Origin of the sequence: uncultured Thiothrix sp. (genome assembly GCF_937873765.1) — a bacterium.
Taxonomy (GTDB): Bacteria; Pseudomonadota; Gammaproteobacteria; order Thiotrichales; family Thiotrichaceae; genus Thiolinea.
Genome location: NZ_CALMZC010000020.1, coordinates 32,436 through 54,248 on the forward strand (window position 1 = coordinate 32,436; position 21,813 = coordinate 54,248).

Genomic DNA, 21,813 nt, shown 5'->3' on the forward strand with positions numbered 1-21,813 from the left:
GGGACATTACCCGCCCACATACGGCTCTACCCAGCCGTCTTCGCCGGGGGCTGGCAAATCTGGGCAAGTTTTCTGGTAGGGCAATGCATCACCGATGAAGCGTTGCCATTCGGCAAGGCTGAAATTGCGGTTGACGATGGAGCAGGCTTTTTTTGCCCAGCTTTCGGGGTCTGCATCCCAAAGCCGCAAGGTGGTGTCATCACTGCCACTGACCACGAATTTGCCATCCGGGCTGAATGCCACGTCATTAACCCCACTTTCATGCCCACGCCACGGTTCGCCGATAAATCGTCCGGTTACAGCATCCCATAAACGCAATGTGTTACCGCCGCCACTGATTATATATTCACCACTCGGAATAAATGAAATGCTATATACACCATCATTATTTCCATACCAAGGTTTACCTACGAATGCTTTGGTTTTAATATCCCATTTTTGTAGAGTGTTACTATCAATACCCTCACCAAGTGCTGCAACAGTGCTAATTATTATATATTTGCCGTCAGGACTAAATGCGGCATCCTTCACAATTCCCTTGAGGTCTATTACATCAATAATTTTCCCTGTTTTTATATCCCATAGACGCAAAGTTCTGTCTGCTCCACCAGCACTGATCACATGATTTCCATCAGGACTAAATGCAACAGATTGAATTCTGTCTTCATGTCCACGCCAAGATTTCCCTATAATTTTTTGTTCTGATATATTCCATAAAGATAAAGTTTTATTCCAGTTTGCTCCGATTATAAATTTACTATCAGGACTAAAAGCCAATGCGGAAATAGCACCGTAACTTGATTCTCTACTATCTTCCATCGGTAATTCGCTTAGAGGATCTCCTGTTATGCTATCCCATAGGCGTAAAGCATTATTCATGTCCCCGCTAGCTATATACTTACCATCAGGACTAACGGCTAAGGTAAGAACATAACTCGTACTGATCTGTTGTGCCTTACCGATAGTTTGATCTCTTAACATATCCCATAATCGCAAAGTTCCATCTTCGCTGCCACTGATCACATATTTCCCATCGTTGCTAAACACAACTGATCTAACACTCTTTTCATGACCAATCCATGATTTGCTTACAAGATGCTCATTTTCTAAGTCCCATGTTTTTAGAGACCAATCTGTTCCTCCACTTACTAAATGCTTGCCATCTGGACTAAATGCTAACGCTGAAACAGCACCTTCATGTCCACGCAGTGGTCTACTAATGGCTTTTCCTGTAAAAACATCCCATAACTGGATTATTCCACCAGAACTCCCACTGACCAGAGATTTTCTATTTGGACTAAATGCCAATGCTGAAATTTCACCCTCGTAATTAAATAAAGCTTCAGCAATAATTTTACCTTTTTCAATATCTAATATTTGTAATAATTTGTTCTCCTGGGCATTAACCATGTACCTGCCATCTGAACTAAATGATGTGTGACGACCATTTTTATCTCCTTGCCATATTTTTTTTATAGATTTCCCTGTTTCAACGCTCCATTTTTGTATTGAGTAATCAGATCCTTCACTAATCACATACTTGCCATCTTGTGTGAATTTCACATATCTAAAAAATTCTTTATGCAACCCCCAAGGTTTACCGATTTGTTTACCAGTTTCAACGTCCCATAATCGTAAATTTCCATCAGCACTTCCACTAATTATTTGTTTTCCATTTGGACTAAATTCTACATCAAATATTATATTTTCATGCCCCAAAAGATGATGAATCGGCATTCCTGTTTCTACAAGCCACACTATCAAAGTATGATTTACGCCCCCACTAACAACTAGCTTGCCATCTGGACTAAAGGCTGTTGTTGAGACACCTTTTAAAATAGATCCATTCTTGTGCCCATGCCATGGTTGCCCTATAGCCTTACCTGTTTTAGCATCCCATAATTTTAATGTGTCATCTCTACTTGCACTGATTACAAACTTACCCTCGGGGTTAAAGGCAACATCCATAATATCTCCATTGTGTCCATACCATGTTTTTTCCAGGTTTTTAGCTAAGGTTAAACAATGGTGCAAAGCTGCTTTTGCTTCAATAGAAGTATTATTTTCATGAAATGCTTGAACAGCTAATAACATTCCATGAGTGAGATAACCATTTGCGAATGATGGTGAGTTTATTGCTGTTTCAGCCTGTGCTGCAAGTTTACCAATAAATGCGGTTTTTGCTTGAAAATTGGCTTCTACCCGTTGCTGATTTGCTTCTTGTTCTTTCTGGATTGCAATTTGCTGTTGACGCTTTGCTTCTTGTTCTTTCTGGATTGCAATTTGCTGTTGACGCTTTGCTTCTTGGTTTTGCTGAACGGCTATTTCACGTTGTTGCACAGCCTCATTACGTTGCCAATAAGTAGCTAAAAAAACCAATAACAATATAAAAATAAAAGCAATTAAACCATTCCTCTTAATGCGTTTTTCACGCTGAGCTTTGGCTTGCTCATTTTGTTGTTGTTTGATGCCAGCAACAATAAACGCCCGTTCGTCTTGCCCAATCAGTAAGGAATCGGGGTGTTTATCCAATACCCGCTGCGCCTCTGCCAACCGTTTTTCCCGTAACAGACTACCGCTGACGTTGTTTTTCCATGCAGTAATACTGTCTTCCAAACGCAGTCGCCAGCTTTTAATTTCGCGGTTACTTTCCAACCAACCCCGCAGCCGTTGCCAGTCGCGGATCAGGGCTTCGTGCGCTACGGTGATGGTGGCTTGCCCGTGGTCGTCGTGGTCTTGGGTCAGCAGGCGTTCGTGCGTGACCAGTTGTGTCAGCAGTGCGTCGAGGGCTGCGGTGTATTGCGGTTGGCGGGTGTGGAGTTCTTGCAGGGTGACGGTGCGGCGTGTGTCTTCCTGCCCCTCATTGACCTGCACCAGTTCGACCATCAGCCATTCCATCAGGCGTTGCTGTTGGGGTTCGAGTTGCTGGTAAAACGCATCGGCTTTTTCGTTCAGCACGCCGCGCAAACCGCCGCCGTGTTGCCCGCCCAGTTGCTGGTACATCGCCAGCGTCAGTTCACGGCTGCGTTCCTGTCGGGCGGACTGCCAGAGCTTTTCCAGCACGTATTGCAACAGCGGCAAGCTGCCCTTGGCGTACAGGGTCTGATCAACCAGTTCATCTTCCAGTGCCTGTTCGCAGCGCATTCCTACCAGTGCCAGCGGGCGGGCAATGGCTTCGCGCAACTCAGCCGCAGCAGGAGCAACCAGCAGCAGCGCGTGGTGTTGCAGACGTTGCCCCAGCCCGGCGTATGCCTGTTCGGTGCAATGCCCCAGAAAATCCGCCCGCAAGGTCAGCACCAGATGCAGCGGATTGTCGCCGTCCAAGGCTTCCAGCAGGCAGGCGATAAACGCCGTCCGTGCCGCCTCATCACGGCATTCGGTGAACACTTCCTCAAACTGGTCAACCACCAGCAGCAGCCGTTTGTCTGCCGCGACCAGCTTCAACACTTCGCGTTGCAAATCCGTACCTGTTGCCACTGTGCCAACCTGCGCATCAGGAAAACCGCGCACCAGCGTGTCCCGCACATTCTGCAACGGCTGGGCAGTCGGACGTATCACCAACACCTGCCAATCACTTTCCGGTAATTGCGGCAACAGCCCCGCCAGCACCAGCGACGATTTGCCACTGCCCGAAGCCCCCAGTAGCGGCACAAACCGGCTGGCACTGAGCCGGTCAAGCAATTGCTGGATCATGCCGTCACGCCCGAAGAAGAATTCCCGGTCGGCTTGTGTGAAGGTGAGCAAGCCTTTGTATGGCGGATGCTCAGGCGGATAAGGCGATTTCACGCTAACTTCGCCGTGGTATTGCGTGAGGGTAAAGGGCGTATCGCCCCGGAACAATATTTGCTGGGGCAGATTTTTGCGGTGAGCTTCAAGGTAGTCAACAAACTCCAACACGCGGATTTCTGGCCTGTCCTGATCCGGTGTCAGTGCTTCGCAGAGTATTTCAGTCAACAGGCTTTGCCCTTTTCTGGCAAGGGCTTCTTCATCGGCGGTGGAAGCTGCCACAATACAAAAACTTTTTTTCTCAGAGGTTTTGAATTTCAATACCTCACCACTGTGGCAACAATCCAGCCAAACACAGACATTTTTAACGGTACTGTTTTCCACCAACTCGATGATAAACGACAAGGGAACGGCTAATGGCTCGTCGGTAGCGGATAAATACGAAGCCATGCCATGATGGGATACGCCATGCCCAGAAAAATAGAAGACTGCCAGTTCCACCTCTTCGCTGGCTTGCGGATTCAGTATTTTGCGCAATTCCTCCCGTAAGGTTTGTGCGTTCACCTTGCCTGAACTGCCCACCTTCCCATCCGCCAACGGCAAGGGGTACAACATGTCAAAACCACCGTAGGTGGACAGCACATCATAAACCCGTTGGGCATCATTAATTGGCGCAGAAAGATTGCCTAACTTGGTGTGTGGTTCATATTGGCTGACACCAACAATCAGAGCGATACGGCGGGGCATAAGGGTTTTCTCTGCGGCAGTAAACGCGTCCATGATAGTATGAAAACCCCACAATCACCAAAGGTATAGGCGATGGCAACCCTCAAGGCAATAGAACTAGAAAACGGACAAAGGGTTTATATGCAAGTCGATGAAAACATCCACTTTGCTAACACCCCAGCCGACACACAAGACAGCGGTTTTGAACACAAAGGCGTGAAAGAACAGGCAGCCAAAGCCGTGGACAAGCTCGGTGATCTGATCCGCGCCATGTCTGACACTGCCGCCAAAGCCGTGCAGAATTCCACTTTGGGCAATGTAGAAAAGGTAACACTGGAGTTTGGAGTTACTCTCGGCGGGGAAGCTGGTATTCCCTTCATCACCAGTGGCAAAGCCGAAGGCTCAGTGAATGTCACGGTGGAGTTTGCACAGAAAAAGACGGATTAATTCAAGTAACGCTTAATCCTGATAATGTCCTAAAGAAAAATATACCTTCTCATCAGTATCTATGAATATTGGCTTCTATTCCCGTAATCGGGAGATTAATCAGGAGAGTAGTTTTTCGGTGTTAGGTTAGTTAGCCGCCTCTACCTGAAACACCTGCTCGACTTTTCTCAACTCAGCTATTGGAATATGACACATAATCGCATGCCCCGTATCGGTGTGTTGCAGTGCTGGTAGTTGGGTTTCACAAATCGCGCACATTTTACGTGGGCAGCGGGTTTGGAAGGGGCAACCTGAGGGGGGATTCACTGGCGAAGGCAATTCACCTTCAAGCACAATATGGCGCTTTTTCACCGAAGTATCTGCAATGGGCACAGCAGAGAGCAGGGCTTCAGTATAAGGATGATAAGGCGGATTAAAAATCTCGTCCGTCGTGCCTTGTTCCATAATATGCCCGAGGTACATGACTACAATTCGATCCGATACATAGCGCACGACTGATAGATCATGGCTTATGAATAATAAGGTGGTTTTTAGATTGCGTTGAATATCGGTGAGCAAGCCAGTCACTGCCGCTTGCACCGACACATCTAAGGCTGATACCGGCTCATCAGCCACTACCACCGAAGGTCGACCTGCAAAAGCCCGCGCAATCCCAATGCGTTGCTTTTGCCCACCAGATAATTGGCGTGGACGGCGCAAGGCAAAATCACGTGGCAATTTGACTAAATCCAGCAACTCCATCACGCGCTGATTAATTTTGTCGGGATCGGATTCAATATCGAACTTCTTAATCACCCGTGCAATTTGTGAACCCACTGTATGGCTAGGATTGAGGGTATCAAAGGGGTTCTGGAAGACCATCTGCAACAGTGCGACTGTTTGTGCTTTACGCTGCTGCACTGGCGTATGGCTTAACTCTAAACCATTTAAAATCACTTCACCTTCAGTCGCTTCCTCTAAGCCCATAAGAACCTTAGCGAAAGTCGATTTTCCGCAACCTGATTCACCCACAATAGCGACGGTTTCCGCCTCATGGGCGACGAGGTTAATATCTTCATTCGCTTTCACATATTGAACTTTTTTACCCTTAATCATCGCTATGAGCGAGCTGTCTTTCAGCTCGTAATACTTTTTCATGTGCTTGACTTCGAGCACGGTTTTACCAATCTCAACCTTGTCACCACTCAAGCCAATGGGGCGATAATTGGCCCAGTCAATGTCCTCGAAACGTACACAACGCACGTCGTGACGTTGCTCGTCAGACACCGGACGCATACTAATTCCACCTTTAGTATCACAACGACCTGCTTGAAAAAAATCACAGCGTGGACTGAAATAGCAACCTTGTGGACGATTTTGTGGCAAAGGTAATTGCCCACGAATCGGCACTAAAGGACGAGAGTTTTTATTGGTTCCGGGCAAAGGGATCGAGGCAAACAAACCACGCGTATAAGGATGGCGCATTTCATTGAAAACGCTTTGCACTGCACCCGCCTCTACCGCTTCACCCGAGTACATGACGGTAATGCGGTCACAAGTCTCTAGAATCAGACCAAGATTGTGTGAGATATAAATCATCGAGGTGCCGAACTGCTTAGAAATATCCTTAATAAGCTGCACAATTCCTGCTTCAACCGTTACATCCAGCGCCGTCGTTGGCTCATCCAAGAGTAATAAAGCGGGTTTAGAGAGCAAGGCCATCGCAATGACCACCCGCTGCTGCTGCCCACCAGAAATCTGATGCGGATAAGCATCCATAATCCGCTGCGGGTCAGGTAAACGCACAGCAGCAAGCATATCGAGGGAACGCTGCTTGGCTTCAGCTTCGGTGACACTCTCATGATAAAGCGGCACTTCCATGAGTTGCTCGCCAATCTTCATCGACGGGTTGAGCGAAGCCATTGGCTCTTGATAGACCATACTGATTTGCGAGCCGCGAATGCTGCGCAATTCATCCTCGCCCATGGTTTGCAAATCGCGGCCATTGAAGAGGATTTGCCCGCTTTTCACGCGCCCGTTTTTGCCCATGTACTGCATAATAGCAAGCGCGACGGTGGACTTACCGCAACCCGATTCACCGACAATTCCCATCGACTCACCGGGCATCAAGGTGAGATTGAAATCAATCACCGCCGGAATTTCGCCCGCTCGTGTGTAATAGGAAATATTGACGTTTTTGCACTCCAGAACTGGAGTCACTGCTGTAGTAGGCAACATGCTTGCGCTCCTTAATCCCGTAGTGAAATTTCGCGTAACCCATCGGCTAGCAAGTTAAAGCCTAGAATTAACGAGGCTAAGGCAGCAGCCGGTAAATACATCGAATGCCCCGCGAAAGCCCCTAAAGGTACAGCTTCTTTGAGCATTAAACCCCAATCGGGATCGGGTGGTGGCAACCCCAAACCTAAGAAACCTAAAGTAGCAATCGCCACCACCGTATAACCCAAACGCAAACAAGCATCGACAATCAACGGCCCGCGCGCATTTGGCAATAGCTCAACCAGCATAATGTACCAAGGCGATTCCCCACGGGTTTGTGCGGCAAAAATATAATCGCGCGTTTTTAAATCAAGCACCAGACCGCGCACAATCCGCATGATTTGCGGGGCTGAAGCAAAAGTGACTGCCACAACCACCGTCCAACCACTTGCCCCCAAAGTCGCCACAATAATGATGCAGAGAATAATAAAGGGGAAAGACAGGAAAATATTAGCAATGAAAGAGACGATCTCATCCGCCCAACCGCCTTTATAACCCGCCAGTACCCCCATTAACATACCAACAACATAAGCAACAAAAGTGGCGAAGGTTGCCCAAATTAAAACCTTTTGTGCACCCCAAATAATCCGCGACAAAATATCACGACCTTTATGATCCGTACCAAGCCAGAATATGCCGCCATCCGGAGCAGTTGCACCGATTTTTTGGAAAGGAGCCATAATTGCATTCGGATCATACAAGGGCAAAAACGGCGCTAAAATCGCCATCATCACCCAGAATAAAATAAGTAATAAGCCGATCATCCCTACCGGTGATTCACGCATTAAAGCCAAGGCTTGAAAGAAGCGCTTGAGCCTAGATTCGCGTTTGGCAGGCAATGCAGTATCAAATTTCACAGCATCAGTCATGGCGAGGCTCCTAACTAAAGCGAATCCGTGGATTCAATAAGGTGTAACCAATATCGGAGATAAACTGCGAGAACACCGCAATAAACACCGCCACCATCACGCAAGCTTCAATCACATAAATATCACCAAATAAAGCCGCATCGACTAATAAAGAACCAAAGCCTTTGTAAGCAAAAAATACCTCGACGACCACTAAGCCAGACAACAACCAGTTCAATTGCAAAACAATCACAGTGAACGGTGCAATTAAGGCATTACGCAAGGCATGCCGCATAATCACCCGCTTATATGGCAAACCCTTCAGAATCGCGGTACGGATATATTGCGAGGTCATCACCTCTGCCATGGAAGCACGCGTCATGCGCGTGACATAACCGAAGTCATAAATCACTAAGACCATCACTGGCAAAATCATCTCTTGCCAACTAAAGCCCCCCGTCATGCTGGAGGTTCCCGGTAAAAGTTGCCATGTGTAGACAAATAAGCCGGTTAAAAAAGTAGCCGTGACAAACTCTGGAATCGAGGTCGTCAAGACTGAAAAAATTGAAATGATTCGATCCAACCACGAGCCTTCTTTCATCCCTGCTAGTACGCCTAGTGTGAGGGAAAGAGGGATCATGATCAGAAAAAAGATGAGCGCCAAAATACCCGTATTTTTCAGCCGATCAGCCAATAATTCAGAAACTGGCACTTTATATTGCAAGGAATCACCAAAGTCACCGTGCAACGCCCCACCCACCCATTGGGTATAACGACTTAAGAACGGCTCATCATAACCATTTTGACTCAACCAAATTTCACGTTGCTCAATGGAAGAATAAGGCCCTAGTACCTTACCAGCGACAGCCATTTTATCGGCTTCAAAAAGGGAAAAGAGAATAAACGACACGACCAACATGATCAGCAGCATCGCTACTAGCCGTTTCGCAGCTAATACGATCATAAGCTAACACTCCTCTACCAGCCTGCTGCTCTCCCTCTGCTAGGTCATGCAGTTAGACTTCCTGTGGTTTTTGGTGGTAAGACCAAAAGCCCGCTAAAAAGCGGGCCTTCAGTTAGCGACTACGACTTAAGCGTCTAGCCATACCTTGTTATATGGGGTACTAAATTGATGATACTGCGTTGGATGCGCCTTCAAACCCTTCACTTTATTGGAAGCGACAAAGAAATTAGACTGCCACAAGGGCTGCACAATCACCGCATCCTCTTGCAGAATCCGCTGCACATCCTTCATTGCCTCTTTACGCTTAGCAACATCAATTAGCGCTTCCGCTTTATTCAAAGCTGCCTCAAACTCAGGATTATTATAGTTGGTTTCATTCCAAGGCACGCCCGCACGATAGGCAACACTCATCACCATCGTACCCAAGGGACGATGCGTCCATGCCGTGATTCCAAATGGAGTTTTATCCCAAATTTCCCAATACTTCGCCGCTGGCATCAAATTAATATTGATCTTAATTCCAGCCGGAGCACATTGTTCTTTGAGGATTTCACAAGCCTGTTGCTGCCACGGGCCGTTGGTATTACCGCAATCTAAAGTCAACTCTACGCCATCTTTATAACCCGCTTCCTCTAACAGCTTCTTAGCCTTTTCATAGTCCTGCTTGAGCTTAGGTAGCTCAGCATATTCCGGATGAATCGGACTAACATGGTGATGCTCACCCACTAAGCCGCCTTTGCCTTGATAAATAGTGGAAATATATTTATCCGCATCGACACAAGCTTGTACAGCTTGACGCAATTTTTTGTTGTCATACGGTTTTTCACTAATCCGCATGCGAATACAACCCGTTTGTGCAGTCTGCGCTGGATAAATGGTCGAATTCGGCACACTTTCCGCTAAAGCGTAGGAAGCAATATCAAACTCATAAATCAGATCAACTTGGCCTGAAGCGAAGGCAGCTAGTTGCGCTGTGGAAGCAGGGCCGTGGTCGATATAATGAATTTCATCAAGATACACCTCGCCGCCCCAATAAGGTTGGTCAGAACGTTTGAGAATAGCGATTTCACCGACTTTGTACTTATCTAATTTATAAGGCCCCGTCCCAATCGGATTCTTAATCATATCCTTGCCATCTTTCTCGAAATTACGATGCACAATGGCGGTTGGATAGTTATAGAGATTCTCTGGAATAGACAGTTGTGGAGAACTCATTTTAAGCTTAACGGTGTAGTCATCTACTTTAGTGACCGCACCTTCAATCATCTGCTTGGTCATTTTTGGCTTGCCGTCTTTATCCTTCTCGCCGGTATCGACATCTTTCACCATGGCAGAGAATAGACCGACATTGGAAGAACCAGTTTTTGGATCTAACCAGCGCGTGAAATTAAAGACCACATCATCCGCATTGAATTGATCACCATTGCTCCATTTCACATCTTTGCGTAACTTAAACACCCATTCAGTCAAATCCGCATTCGCTTCCCAACTTTCTGCTAGCATTGGACGCGTAACATTATCAGGACCAGTAATGGTTAAATACTCTAAGAATTGCCGCGCTACATTGGATTTTTCTGTCCAATCAAATAAAGCTGGATCGGTGATTTCTTGTACCGGCATGGAGATTTTTAAGATCCCGCCTTTTTTGGGGGTCTCTTCGGCTGCCATGGCGGATGGCATCAATTTTTCACCCAGAATAGTTCCCGCCACTGTGTAGGCCGCCGCTGCTGACATTCCTAATAAAGTGGTAGTACGCAAAAATTCACGGCGTGAAATTTTCTTATTATCAAGGTCAGCGATAAGCGTGGGAATCATGGGGTGCTTATCAGCTTCCGGAAATTTAGACATAACATGCTCCAATTCAGCTTTGAGTGAATTTAATTGAAAAACGGCAGAGCAGAGAAGAGAGATGGTCTCGATGCTACTCCTTTAAAATTACAAGTTCAAGAAAGCAAAAACTGCAGCATTTTTCTTAGTGCGGCGCACAAAAATTCCTAAATTCTTTGCCAAAGACCGATTTCTTTAATGCTATTTACTACTAGTAAAACGACTAAAAACTTATATAGTGAGTACCGTAGATCATCCATTGGGCATGAGGAGCAAGCAATGGCAAATGACCGACATTATTTAGGCGGCCAATGGCTGAGCGGTGAAGCAAATGTATTGCAAGTGGATAATCCAGCCACTGAAGCCATACTGACTGAGTTTAATCTCGTTAGTAAAGCGCAAATCCTATCCGCCGTTAAATTAGCTAAACAGGCACAAAAAGCTTGGGCCAAACTAGCCAGTTATGAGCGGGCTACTTATCTACACAAACTGGCCGATCAGCTTCTACTGAATGCAGAGAAGATTGGAGCGGTACTCGCGCAAGAGTCTGGCAAAAGTCTAGCGGATGCAGAAGCGGAAGTTCGCTATGGTGCAGAAATCACTCGTTATCATGCCGAGTGGAGTCGCAAAATTGAAGGTGAAATTATTCCAAGCGACTCTCCCACTGAGCAACTGCTGCTGATGCGCGAACCCATAGGGGTAGTGGTTTGCTTAATTCCGTTTAACTATCCGATTTATACACTGCTACGCAAACTCGCCCCAGCTTTAATCACCGGTAACACTGTGATAATCCGTCCGAGCAATCACACTCCTTGTTCAGCCCTCGCTTTGGCAACAGCGCTGGAGCAAGCCGGATTGCCAGTCGGTGTAGTACAGATAGCCGTGATGGATCATGCGGTCTGTGAAACCCTGTGTCGTCAACCGGAAGTCGGTATGATCTCGCTAACCGGTAGTGTAGAAGCGGGGCGGCAGGTATTGGATTATAGCAAGACGCATATTGCCAAGGTTTCCTTAGAATTAGGTGGAAAAACTCCAGCGATTGTGGCGGATGATGCCGATTTAAAAGCGGTGGCTACTGCCATTGTGAATTCAAAAACGACTCACTGCGGACAACTGTGCACCGCTGTCGAGCGCGTCTATGCTCAGAGCAGTATCTATCCTCAGATGGTCGTTTTACTCCGGCAAGCTTTAGCAGCGCGTCAATTTGCGAATCGCTTCAAGCATCCAAACGCTATGGGGCCTTTAATTAGTAAACAGGCACAAACGCGTACCCATGCTTTAGTTCAAGAGGCCATTCAAGCGGGTGCAAGCTGTGAAGTGGGGGGGTATTTACCAGAAGGTAAGGGCTATTTCTATCCCGCTACGTTGCTCACGAATGTCAAGCACAGTATGCGAGTGATAAAAGAGGAAACTTTCGCGCCCGTTCTTTGCATCCTGCCCTATCAAGATTTAGATGAAGCACTTGAACTTGCCAATGATCATCAATATGGATTGTCCTCGGTGCTATTCACCCAGCGCTATAAAGACGTGATGCGTGTCGCCACGAGTATTGAAGCGGGTGAGCTCTATATTAATCGCACCCCAGCCGATCCTTACCAAGGTTTTCATGCGGGTTGGAAACAATCGGGTTTAGGTGGAGACGATGGTAAGCATGGTATGTTGGAATTCACCCAAACCCGCATGGTGGCTTTGAATTTTGCTTAGCTTAAGCGAAAACAAAAATCGTGCCTAAAATATTTAAAATCTGCATTTTTTTACAGCTTTAAGTAAAATACTTAATATCAATAAAGTAATGCTACTTTGGATTATGCCTATTAAATACATCTAGGAGTTATTGCTAGGAAATAGCAATATTTCACCCATTCCTTTAATAACTACCCCACGTGATGATCCTACTGTGCCATTTAACTTAATTGGAATCTTGTATAGTTTTGAAAGATCAAGTGCTGAGATCGTCCAACACATTGTTAAGCTATCCCCAGATCTTACTGGCAAAAGAAAATCAAATTCAAAATGAGTACCTACCATAGGGCATAGTTTTGAAAAATGAGAGGCTACCATTGAGGTAAACAAACTCATGATGTGAGGACCACTAGCAATGATGCCACCAAAGCGTGAAGCGTTTGCATATATCTCGTCATGATGTAAAGGATTTTCATCCTGCAAAAGCATCGCAAATTTTGAAATATCTTCTTTAGAAATAGCGACTAATGACTCAAACGAATAGCCAGAATAAATGGCTACCCCATTAAAAGTAGCTGCATGATTTGATAGGCTCTTATCTATCATTTTAGTATTTACTCCTCCAACATTTGAAGCATTGTCTTGGTTAATTATTAAATATAACATAGTCTAACAAATAGAGGATGTAGGATTCAGAGTCATTATATTCTGCATGAATAGTATTTCATTAATCCCCGCTAATAGAAGGAAAGATGGATAAGCACCCATTTTCTAAGTATAGAGGTTCGTATATGCTATTAGTTTACATAGTGCAGTTTTCTATCAATTGGATTGTGCAACCCTACATCTCAAAAGATGAGCTGTTCTAGGTGAGCGATCTAATCAAGCGGTTTTGCTCTTTACAAAAATAGTAGTGCTTATCACAGGTTAGCTGATGAAAATAACAGAATTAAATACCTATATTGTCGCCACTCCTTACCCCCATATCGGCGGTATGTATTGGATGGTGGTACGCTTAAAAACGGCTTGTGGGATTGAAGGCGTGGGTGAGATTTACTCTGCGACCTTCCATCCCAGAGCACAAATACCGATGATTGAAGATGTGTTTCAGCGCTATTTGTATGGGCATAATCCGCATCATATTGAGCGTTTCTATCGGCAATGCTATTCCAGCGGTTTTACCCAACGTCCTGATTTGAGCATGATGGGGATTATGAGCGGTCTGGAAATGGCCTGCTGGGACATGATTGGCAAAGCCGCAAATCAGCCTGTTTATGAATTGATCGGTGGCAAAATACACGAAAAACTGCGCTGCTATACGTATCTTTATCCAAAAAATGCAGCGGGTGAATACGATTATAGCGACCCGTACTTAGCGGCAGAATCGGCTGCTGAGAATCTGCAAAAAGGCTTCACTGCAGTGAAGTTTGATCCAGCAGGGCCTTATAGCGCCTATTCAGGACATCATCTTTCCTTGGAGATAATGGAACGCTGCGAGCTATTCTGCAAATTGATTCGCGAAGCGGTGGGTGATCAATGCGATTTGCTATTGGGCACACACGGGCAAATGACACCAGCCTCTGCAATCCGGCTTGCTAAACGCCTAGAGGCTTATGACCCACTTTGGTTTGAAGAACCCGTCCCCCCCGGGCAGCCCGAAGCGATGGCCGAAGTCGCACGCAAAACCAGTATTCCAATTGCGACGGGTGAACGCTTAACTAGCAAATATGAATTTGCAGCCCTCTTACAAGCCGGTGGTGCAAGCATTTTACAGATGAACTTAGGGCGAGTCGGGGGCATTTTAGAGGGCAAAAAAATTGCCAGTTTAGCCGAAGTTTATTACGCACAAATTGCGCCACATCTTTATAACGGCCCGGTAGGCGCTGCAGCCAGTATTCAATTAGGAACAGCTACCCCTAACTTTTTAATTCAAGAAAGTATCGAAACTTGGGGTGGTTTCTATGCCGAGATTCTACACAAGCCTATTGCTTGGCAAGATGGCTATATTATTCCCCCCACGACACCCGGCCTAGGTATTGAAGTGAACTGGGAAGTCGTCGAAGCCCATAGCCCTTATACCGGCGAGCGCCTGCATCTGCAAATGCACCCTACCCCTTATGACGTGAAAGATCATGCTCCAGCCAAAGGTTGAATACGATTACATTATTATCGGTGCAGGTTCAGCGGGGTGTATTTTAGCAGAGCGCTTGAGTGCATCAGGTGAGTTTAGTGTGCTATTGCTGGAAGCGGGCGGTACAGACAATCATCCGTGGTTCAAGCTGCCGATGGGCTATGGCAAATTGTATTATAACCCGAGCTATAACTGGATGTACTACACCATGCCTCAAGCTGCACTAGAAAACCGCAAGCTCTACGTACCACGTGGCAAAGTACGCGGTGGTTCGGGTGCGATTAATGCGATGATCTATGTGCGCGGTGCGGCACGCGATTTTGATGATTGGGCGGCTGCGACAGGTGATACTGGCTGGTCGTATGACTCCGTTTTACCTTATTTCAAGAAGCTCGAAACCCATTGGAATCCCGATGCAAACTGGCATGGACATGCGGGTAAAATCCATATCAACTCTCTACGTTCTGGCATGCATCCTGTATGCAACCACTTTTTAGCAGCCTGTCACGAATTAGCTTATTCCGAAAACACGGATTTCAATGGCGGACAACTGGAAGGTTTCGGGGTTTATGATGTCAATATCGAAGATGGCATTCGTGATTCTAGCTCACGGGCTTATTTGCAACCCGCTTTAAAGCGGCGCAATTTAACCCTACTCACGCATACGCTGGTACAAGGTATTCGTTTTGATGCGTACAAAAAAGCGACTGCGGTGCAAGTTTTGCAAGGAGAGGCTCAGCGCCACTATTCAGCACGTCAGGAAATTTTGCTCTGTGCCGGTGCGATTGATAGTCCGAAATTATTAGAGCTGTCCGGTATTGGGAATGCTGCACATTTGCAAAACTTAGGCATTCCGGTGGTTAAACATTTACCGCAGGTTGGCGAGCGCTTACAAGATCATTTATGTGCTAGTTACTATTACAAAACTAAAGTACCGACCTTAAATGAAAGCTTCAATTCGCTCGTTGGGCAAGCGCGCATGGGCTTACAATATCTACTCACTCGCTCTGGCCCTTTAGCCTTAAGTGTGAATCAAACAGGTGGCTTTTTTAAAAGCGACCCGACACTTTCTGCACCCAATATACAGCTTTATTTTAATCCGCTGTCTTACACCATTCCCAAAGATGGCAAGGTCGCTATTAAGACTGATCCCTATCCCGGGGTACTACTTGCGTTTGCGGCTTGTCGCCCGACGAGTCGTGGCAGTGTGCATGCTACGAGTAATGCTCCACAAGATCGCCCTGCGATTGACCCGAATTATTTAAGCACTGAACAAGACCAGCAAGAGGCGATTGCAGGTAGCCAATTAATGCGCAAAATCACGCAAACAACAGCCTTAAAAGCAGTGATTACCGAAGAAACGATTCCGGGTCTGCACGTGCAAACTGAGGCGGAGATGCTGGAGTTTTTCCGCGCTAATGCTGGCTCGATTTATCATCTCTGTGGCAGTTGTGCGATGGGCAAAAGCGAAACTGATTCGGTGGTGGACAGCCACTTGCGCGTACATGGTGTGCAAGGTTTGCGCATAGTGGATGCTTCGGTGTTTCCCAATGTGACCTCAGGCAATACGAATGCGCCTGTGATGATGTTAGCAGAGCGGGCAGCGGATTTGATTTTACAAGCCCACTAAGCACTGACTATTTTTCAACCCCAGACAAATCAATACAATCAGAGCTAACGGTCTGATTGCTGATATAAGCATCTGCTGCTACTCCAGCATTACGTACTTGCGCTTGTAATTGCATAGCCTGCTCGGTATTTAAGCCATGTCCCACAATAATCGCGACTTGCTCATTGCTGTAGGGTGCTCCACTGGCTACTGTATTGAGCAGCTTAAATTTATAATTCGGATAGCTAGCCCGAAATTTTTGTAAGCGTGCCAGTGCTTCTGCACGGTTGTCATAGCCAGACCCCACAATCACATTCCGTGTGCCGGCTAGGCAAGGCTGGAAATAGCTGTATAGGTTAGGGGTAATCGCTGGCAAGCTGCCACCTTTGCTGGGTGTAATCGAGTTAATATCAAATGAACTAGGTAGGGGTAGTTGCTCAACAGGTGGAAGCTTAGATTGTTGAACATTAGGAATTTGCTGAACACTCAGGCTGTTCAAATCCTTGCTAGCATCTAAGTTATTCATGGGGAGATTATTTGAGCTAGGCGCCGAATAAGGTGGATCTGAGACTGTCTTCAACCAGAGATTAATGCCCAAACCTAGCACCGCTAAAACCCCTGCTGCACCTAATAACCACAATAAAGGCTTGCGCTGCGTATTAACAGGCATCTTATTCAGATTAGCTATCTCTGCTGACTGCTCAGTAGCTTTCTCTGTAGTTTTCTCTGAGACCTTTACTGGTTGAGCTTCAGGTACTTGGGTATCAGCCGCAACTACTGAGGCCGTGTTGCCATACTGATTTTTAATCCCTCGAATCAATTGTTCAATATGGTAATTCAAGTCACGCCCTGAGCGGATTTCAGCCGCATTCCGAAACGCTAAAGGCTGCAAACTCGGCGGCAACTCAGCCTCCAATGGCATACGCGCCTGCTCTAGCAGCACAGGAACCACAGGAATTTGCCGTTTCAAAGCTGCTTCAATTTCAATGCGTACAAAATCGGCGGGGTCGTCAAGGCGTCTTAGCCCCTGCGAATTTTTAACATTTAGCCACTCATTCCCCATCAGGGCTAACATTAACTCAGATTTAGCAACGGCTTGATTTAAGTAGTCGCGAAAATCGACTCCCAAAGGAATAGCATCGACATCAATAAACACTGAATCAGAGCCAAATACCGCTTCTAAGCGTTCAGCGAGCATACCTGCAATATAACCAGAATCATCGCGTCGATAGGATATGAAAATGCGGGGCATGATTGAGCCTTTGTTGATTGTAGTTAAGCTTAGCTAACGATTAATTTCTAAGGACGATCAACTTGAGCATAGTATATTTTCAAGAGGCTTAAGTGAATGCGCAGGAAAAAGTATCGGGAAAGCATCTAGCAGTAGATAAGCGTAAACCTAGCTTATTTCTTATTGAAAACAAATATTTTTTACGCTTAGTGCTATTCTGCTGTATAACTATAGGCAGCCTGATCATAAGGAACCCGACTTAGTGCTCAATACTCACTTGATCATGGGACAACACCTCGCGCGCAGTATTCGCGGGCGGCCAGTGAGTCCACCTTTCACAAAATAAGCTCTCGCTTAGTTGTCACGAAATCTTATACTTGTGGAGACTTGATCATGTCTGATTTATTTGAAAACCCGATGGGTTTGATGGGGTTTGAGTTTGTCGAATTCGCCTCACCCACTCCGAATGTCTTAGAGCCTTTATTTGAAAAAATGGGCTTTAGCCTCGTTGCTCAGCATCGTTCCAAAGATGTACTGCTGTATCGCCAAGGTGATATTAATTTCATCATTAATCGCGAACCTAAAAGCTTAGCGGCTTATTTTGCCGCCGAACATGGCTCCAGTGCTTGTGGCTTAGCTTTCCGTGTTAAAGATGCGCATAAAGCTTACAAGCGTGCTTTGGAGTTGGGTGCACAACCGCTTGACATTCCCACTGGCCCGATGGAATTACGCTTGCCCGCAATCAAAGGCATTGGTGGCGCACCGCTGTATTTAATCGACCGCTTTGAAGAGGGTAAGTCGATTTATGATATTGATTTTGAATGGCTAGAAGGGGTGGAACGTCATCCACAAGGCTATGGTTTTAAAGTTGTTGATCACCTCACGCATAATGTGTATCGCGGGCGCATGGCATTTTGGGGTGCGTATTATGAGAAATTATTCAACTTCCGTGATATTCGTTATTTCGATATTAAAGGCGAATACACCGGACTGACTTCGCGTGCGATGACTGCACCGGATGGCTTAATCCGTATTCCCTTAAATGAAGAAGCCGGGCATGGTGGTACAGGGCAGATTGAAGAGTTCTTGATGCAATTTAATGGCGAAGGGATTCAACATATAGCGCTGCTATCGGATGATTTATTAGCGAGTGTTGATTGTTTGCGCCAAGCCGGTGTGCCGCTGATGAATGCGCCGAATGATAGCTATTATGAGATGCTGGAAGAGCGCTTGCCGAATCATGGCGAGCCAGTGAATGAGTTAAAACTGCGCGGGATCTTGCTGGACGGTTCGACCGCCAATGGGCAGCCGCGCTTATTGCTACAAATCTTCTCCCAGACTTTATTAGGGCCGGTGTTTTTTGAGTTTATCCAGCGCAAAGATGATCAAGGTTTTGGTGAGGGCAATTTCAAAGCCTTGTTTGAATCCCTAGAGCGTGATCAGATTCGGCGGGGGAGTTTGGCGGGTGTGTAATAGTTTCCACGCGTTTTGTAGCTTAGCTTGAGTTCTGATTGAGAAAAAAAGGAAGCGGTGAGAGTCGAGGCAGGTGCATTGCTGGGATATTCATTTGAATACCCCAAGCAAGACCGAATCTAAGCGCTTATTTCTTCACGCCTTCTAAAGATAGAATCAATTCTACTTCTTTAGATGCAGGTCCTAAATCATAGCTAATGCCATAATCAGCGAGCGCAAATTTGGCAGTCCCTTCAAACCCACGACGGAAACCACCCCAAGGGTCTTTACCTGCACCGATTTCGTGTACTTTAACTTCTAGAGGTTTAGTGACACCTTTTAAGGTTAAATCACCCGTCAAAGTACCAGTGCCATCGCCGTTGGGTTTGTAAGCAGTGCTGACGAATTTAGCTTCTGGGAATGTCTCGACCTCAAAGAAGTCTTTGCTACGAATATGCTTGTCCCGCTCTGCATGATTGCTATCCACGCTAGTGGTTTTTACCGTCACTTCAACTTTGGCGGCTTCTGGTTTAGCTTCGTCATAGCTGAAAGTGCCTGCGAAGTCGTTGAAACGGCCATACAACCAACTATATCCTAAATGCTGAATACGGAAATTAATGAAGGCATGCATATTTTCGCTGTCAATGGTGTAGTCATCGGCTTGTGCAATCGCGGCACTGCCGAATAAACCTAAAGCTAATACTGAGCTGGCTAATAAACGTTTCATGATAGTTATCCTAAGCTTTTGATGAACGGCCTAACATACGTGTTAGGGTGTTATCTTTCCAATAAACATGGTGAAAAATGGCTGCTAGTGCATGCACAGCGACTAACAACATGAATAAACTGGCCGCAATTTCATGAACTTCACCGGCCATTTCGCCGCGCTGCTCATTGCTTGCTAACAGGGCTGGCAATTCAAACAGTCCAAAAACCTCGATGCCTTTACCTTTAGCGGTAGAAATCAAATAACCGCTAATAATCAGCACCAGTAATAAACCATATAAAGCCAAATGGCCTAATTTGGCTAAGGTATGAGTAAAAGCAGGTGCGCCTTGAATAGTGGCAGGTTTGGGGTTACTAAAATTCCACACAAGGCGAAATAGCAGGGCAAAACCTAAGGCAATCCCGATACTTTTATGCCAATAGGGCAAGGTGTGATAAAGTGGATCGTAATAAGTAAGCTCGACCATATAGTCGCCGACAAAATACAAAGCTATGAGTAGCAGTGCCATGACCCAATGCAGGCTGATAGAAACCCATCCGTATGCGTCTATGGTATTCCGTGTTTGCATCGCAATTCCTTGAGTGCGCTTGTTTTAATCTTGAGCACTACTCTAGGTTATTCTTCATTGTTACGGAAGCTGCTTTAATTTTAATTATTTTCAACTTTTAGTTAATAAATGCGTTTTTCAAACTAAGAAAACGCATGAGTTTGTTATTTTGATCGAAAATATAAATTTTTTTGATGCTAGAAAAAACTTAACCCTTTTTTAACAAAAAGCTTTGTTGTACGATGTACGCGTTAGGAGGAGAGGCTCCCGTTCATCGGGCACAAACCCCGTCAGCACTGCTCGACGGGGGACGTGCCGTATATCATAACCAGCCAGCATAGCGAAATTAATCCTATTCAATCATCTTAAGGTTAAGGGATCTTGTGTAGCCAATCCTGTAGAAGGAGCTTGGAATGATACCGGTCAGAGCCAGTGACTATTTAATGCAGCGTCGTCGTGTCACAGAAACACAATGGGCGCGCTTTATTACTGGCAGTGCTAAGGTGCGTGAGCAATTAGTGCGCCCGGAAATCTATGCTTCTTGGCAACGGTGTGCTGCTCATCTCAATCCTAGCCAACACACTCAAGTTCCCCTTGATGAAAACTATCTAGTCCAACAGCGTTGGCAAGAGTCACCTTTACGTGCTGCTGCACAGCGTGAGCGCGAACAAATCATGCAACTAGCTCGTGAAGGCTCCTTGGTGACGACTTTAGCCGATGTGCAAGGTCATTTACTCTGGACTTTTGCAAGCCCGCATATGCAAGCCCGTGCAGAAGCCGTGAATTTTATAGCCGGTGGTCATTGGCGGGAAGATGCTGCCGGTACGAATGCGGTGGGTTTAAGTTTGAAATTAGGAGCTGCTACCACCGTGTTTTCTTCCGAGCATTATTTACCTTTTTTACATGATTGGGTGGGCTATGCTTCACCTATTGTGCATCCACAAACAGCTCAGATTGTGGGCGTTTTAAATATTTCTAGTACTTGGAATCATCACACGCCTTTAGGTCAAGCGGCAGTGTGTGAGTTAGCGCGGGCTATTGCGGAGCATTTACCGATCTGGCAGCCTCGCGCCGAGTTAGAATTACATGCACTCGGTATACCGCAAGTAATTTTTCGCGGTCAAGTTCAGCGTCTATCCCAGCGGCAATTAGAGATTTTGTGTTTACTTGCCCTTAATCCACAGGGCTTAACGCTGGACTCTTTCCATGCGGCTTTATATGGCGATATGCCCATTACGATTTCGACGCTCAAAGCAGAGCTTTCACATTTACGACGCCTATTGGATGGGCAAATCGGCTCGCGTCCTTATCGTTTATTGATGCCGACTTGGGCGGACTTTATTGATGTCTGGGAGCGCTTACGTTCTGGGCGGGTAACTGAGGCGGTAGAGTTATATCGCGGGCCTTTTCTGCCCCATTCAACTTCACCGGAGTTAGAGGAATGGCGTTATTGTGTGGATGCGGTCATGACTCGTGCGGTAGATGCTTGTGGAGATTTTTCAGTGCTATTGGAAAAAATGCGCTTAGGTTCGCGTGGTAGTGTATTAGTACGTGATCGCTTAGCTGAGTTATTGCCCGAGCGTTCTTCATCTTGAGAAGTGGTGTTCCGCTATCACTTTTAGCAGATTGCTTTGTAGCC

Annotated in this window: 15 protein-coding genes; 6 read left to right on the forward strand and 9 right to left on the reverse strand. The window is 46.1% G+C overall.

The features are described from left to right. Nucleotides 1-6: 6 nt before the first annotated feature. Nucleotides 7-4,506, reverse strand: a complete 4,500-nt coding sequence (locus tag Q0307_RS06435; protein ID WP_298658269.1) for a caspase family protein — start codon at nucleotides 4,504-4,506, stop codon at nucleotides 7-9. A 39-nt stretch (nucleotides 4,507-4,545) separates the two neighbouring features. On the opposite strand from Q0307_RS06435, the gene Q0307_RS06440 reads away from it, so the two are divergent. Then, nucleotides 4,546-4,899, forward strand: coding sequence for a CU044_2847 family protein (locus Q0307_RS06440; protein ID WP_298658272.1), 354 nt, complete (start codon nucleotides 4,546-4,548; stop codon nucleotides 4,897-4,899). A gap of 126 nt (nucleotides 4,900-5,025) precedes the next feature. Here Q0307_RS06440 and Q0307_RS06445 read toward each other — a convergent pair whose 3' ends face one another. From Q0307_RS06445 to Q0307_RS06460, 4 genes are all read right to left on the reverse strand, one after another. Beyond that, nucleotides 5,026-7,116: an ABC transporter ATP-binding protein gene (locus tag Q0307_RS06445; protein WP_298658275.1), complete on the reverse strand. Its 2,091-nt coding sequence runs from the start codon at nucleotides 7,114-7,116 to the stop codon at nucleotides 5,026-5,028. An 11-nt stretch (nucleotides 7,117-7,127) separates the two neighbouring features. Continuing rightward, on the reverse strand, nucleotides 7,128-8,024 hold the full coding sequence (locus tag Q0307_RS06450; protein ID WP_298658278.1) for an ABC transporter permease: 897 nt from the start codon (nucleotides 8,022-8,024) through the stop codon (nucleotides 7,128-7,130). A 10-nt stretch (nucleotides 8,025-8,034) separates the two neighbouring features. Next, nucleotides 8,035-8,967 (reverse strand): ABC transporter permease, encoded by a 933-nt coding sequence (locus Q0307_RS06455; RefSeq protein WP_298658281.1) that lies wholly within the window; start codon nucleotides 8,965-8,967, stop codon nucleotides 8,035-8,037. A gap of 126 nt (nucleotides 8,968-9,093) precedes the next feature. After that, nucleotides 9,094-10,815 carry an ABC transporter substrate-binding protein gene (locus Q0307_RS06460; protein WP_298658284.1) on the reverse strand — a complete coding sequence of 574 codons (1,722 nt, stop codon included), beginning with the start codon at nucleotides 10,813-10,815 and terminating at the stop codon, nucleotides 9,094-9,096. Between the two features lie 258 nt (nucleotides 10,816-11,073). Between Q0307_RS06460 and Q0307_RS06465 the strand changes: the two genes are divergently transcribed. Continuing rightward, nucleotides 11,074-12,498 carry an aldehyde dehydrogenase family protein gene (locus tag Q0307_RS06465; RefSeq protein WP_298658287.1) on the forward strand — a complete coding sequence of 475 codons (1,425 nt, stop codon included), beginning with the start codon at nucleotides 11,074-11,076 and terminating at the stop codon, nucleotides 12,496-12,498. Nucleotides 12,499-12,618: 120 nt separating this feature from the next. Here the strand turns inward: Q0307_RS06465 and Q0307_RS06470 are convergent, their stop codons facing one another. Next, on the reverse strand, nucleotides 12,619-13,143 hold the full coding sequence (locus Q0307_RS06470) for a MaoC family dehydratase (protein ID WP_298658290.1): 525 nt from the start codon (nucleotides 13,141-13,143) through the stop codon (nucleotides 12,619-12,621). Nucleotides 13,144-13,411: 268 nt separating this feature from the next. On the opposite strand from Q0307_RS06470, the gene Q0307_RS06475 reads away from it, so the two are divergent. Together Q0307_RS06475 and Q0307_RS06480 are read left to right on the forward strand one after the other, a co-directional pair. Continuing rightward, nucleotides 13,412-14,629, forward strand: a complete 1,218-nt coding sequence (locus Q0307_RS06475; protein ID WP_298658293.1) for a mandelate racemase/muconate lactonizing enzyme family protein — start codon at nucleotides 13,412-13,414, stop codon at nucleotides 14,627-14,629. Beyond that, nucleotides 14,610-16,238 carry a GMC family oxidoreductase N-terminal domain-containing protein gene (locus Q0307_RS06480; RefSeq protein ID WP_298658296.1) on the forward strand — a complete coding sequence of 543 codons (1,629 nt, stop codon included), beginning with the start codon at nucleotides 14,610-14,612 and terminating at the stop codon, nucleotides 16,236-16,238. The genes Q0307_RS06475 and Q0307_RS06480 overlap by 20 nt, the downstream gene beginning before the upstream one ends. 7 nt (nucleotides 16,239-16,245) lie before the next feature. On the opposite strand, the gene Q0307_RS06485 is transcribed toward Q0307_RS06480, so the two are convergent. Continuing rightward, on the reverse strand, nucleotides 16,246-17,469 hold the full coding sequence (locus tag Q0307_RS06485; protein WP_298658299.1) for a toll/interleukin-1 receptor domain-containing protein: 1,224 nt from the start codon (nucleotides 17,467-17,469) through the stop codon (nucleotides 16,246-16,248). Between the two features lie 372 nt (nucleotides 17,470-17,841). On the opposite strand from Q0307_RS06485, the gene hppD reads away from it, so the two are divergent. Further along, complete coding sequence (gene hppD, locus Q0307_RS06490) at nucleotides 17,842-18,921, forward strand: 4-hydroxyphenylpyruvate dioxygenase (RefSeq protein WP_298658302.1); 1,080 nt, start codon at nucleotides 17,842-17,844, stop codon at nucleotides 18,919-18,921. Between the two features lie 127 nt (nucleotides 18,922-19,048). Here hppD and Q0307_RS06495 read toward each other — a convergent pair whose 3' ends face one another. Continuing rightward, on the reverse strand, nucleotides 19,049-19,627 hold the full coding sequence (locus Q0307_RS06495) for a YceI family protein (RefSeq protein ID WP_298658305.1): 579 nt from the start codon (nucleotides 19,625-19,627) through the stop codon (nucleotides 19,049-19,051). A 10-nt stretch (nucleotides 19,628-19,637) separates the two neighbouring features. Further along, a complete protein-coding gene (locus tag Q0307_RS06500; protein WP_298658308.1) occupies nucleotides 19,638-20,195 on the reverse strand; it encodes a cytochrome b in 558 nt (185 codons plus the stop codon). Nucleotides 20,196-20,587: 392 nt separating this feature from the next. Here Q0307_RS06500 and Q0307_RS06505 point away from each other — a divergent pair, with 392 nt between their 5' ends. Beyond that, entirely contained in the window at nucleotides 20,588-21,769 is a 1,182-nt protein-coding gene (locus Q0307_RS06505) for a transcriptional regulator (RefSeq protein WP_298658310.1), read from the forward strand. Nucleotides 21,770-21,813: the final 44 nt, after the last annotated feature.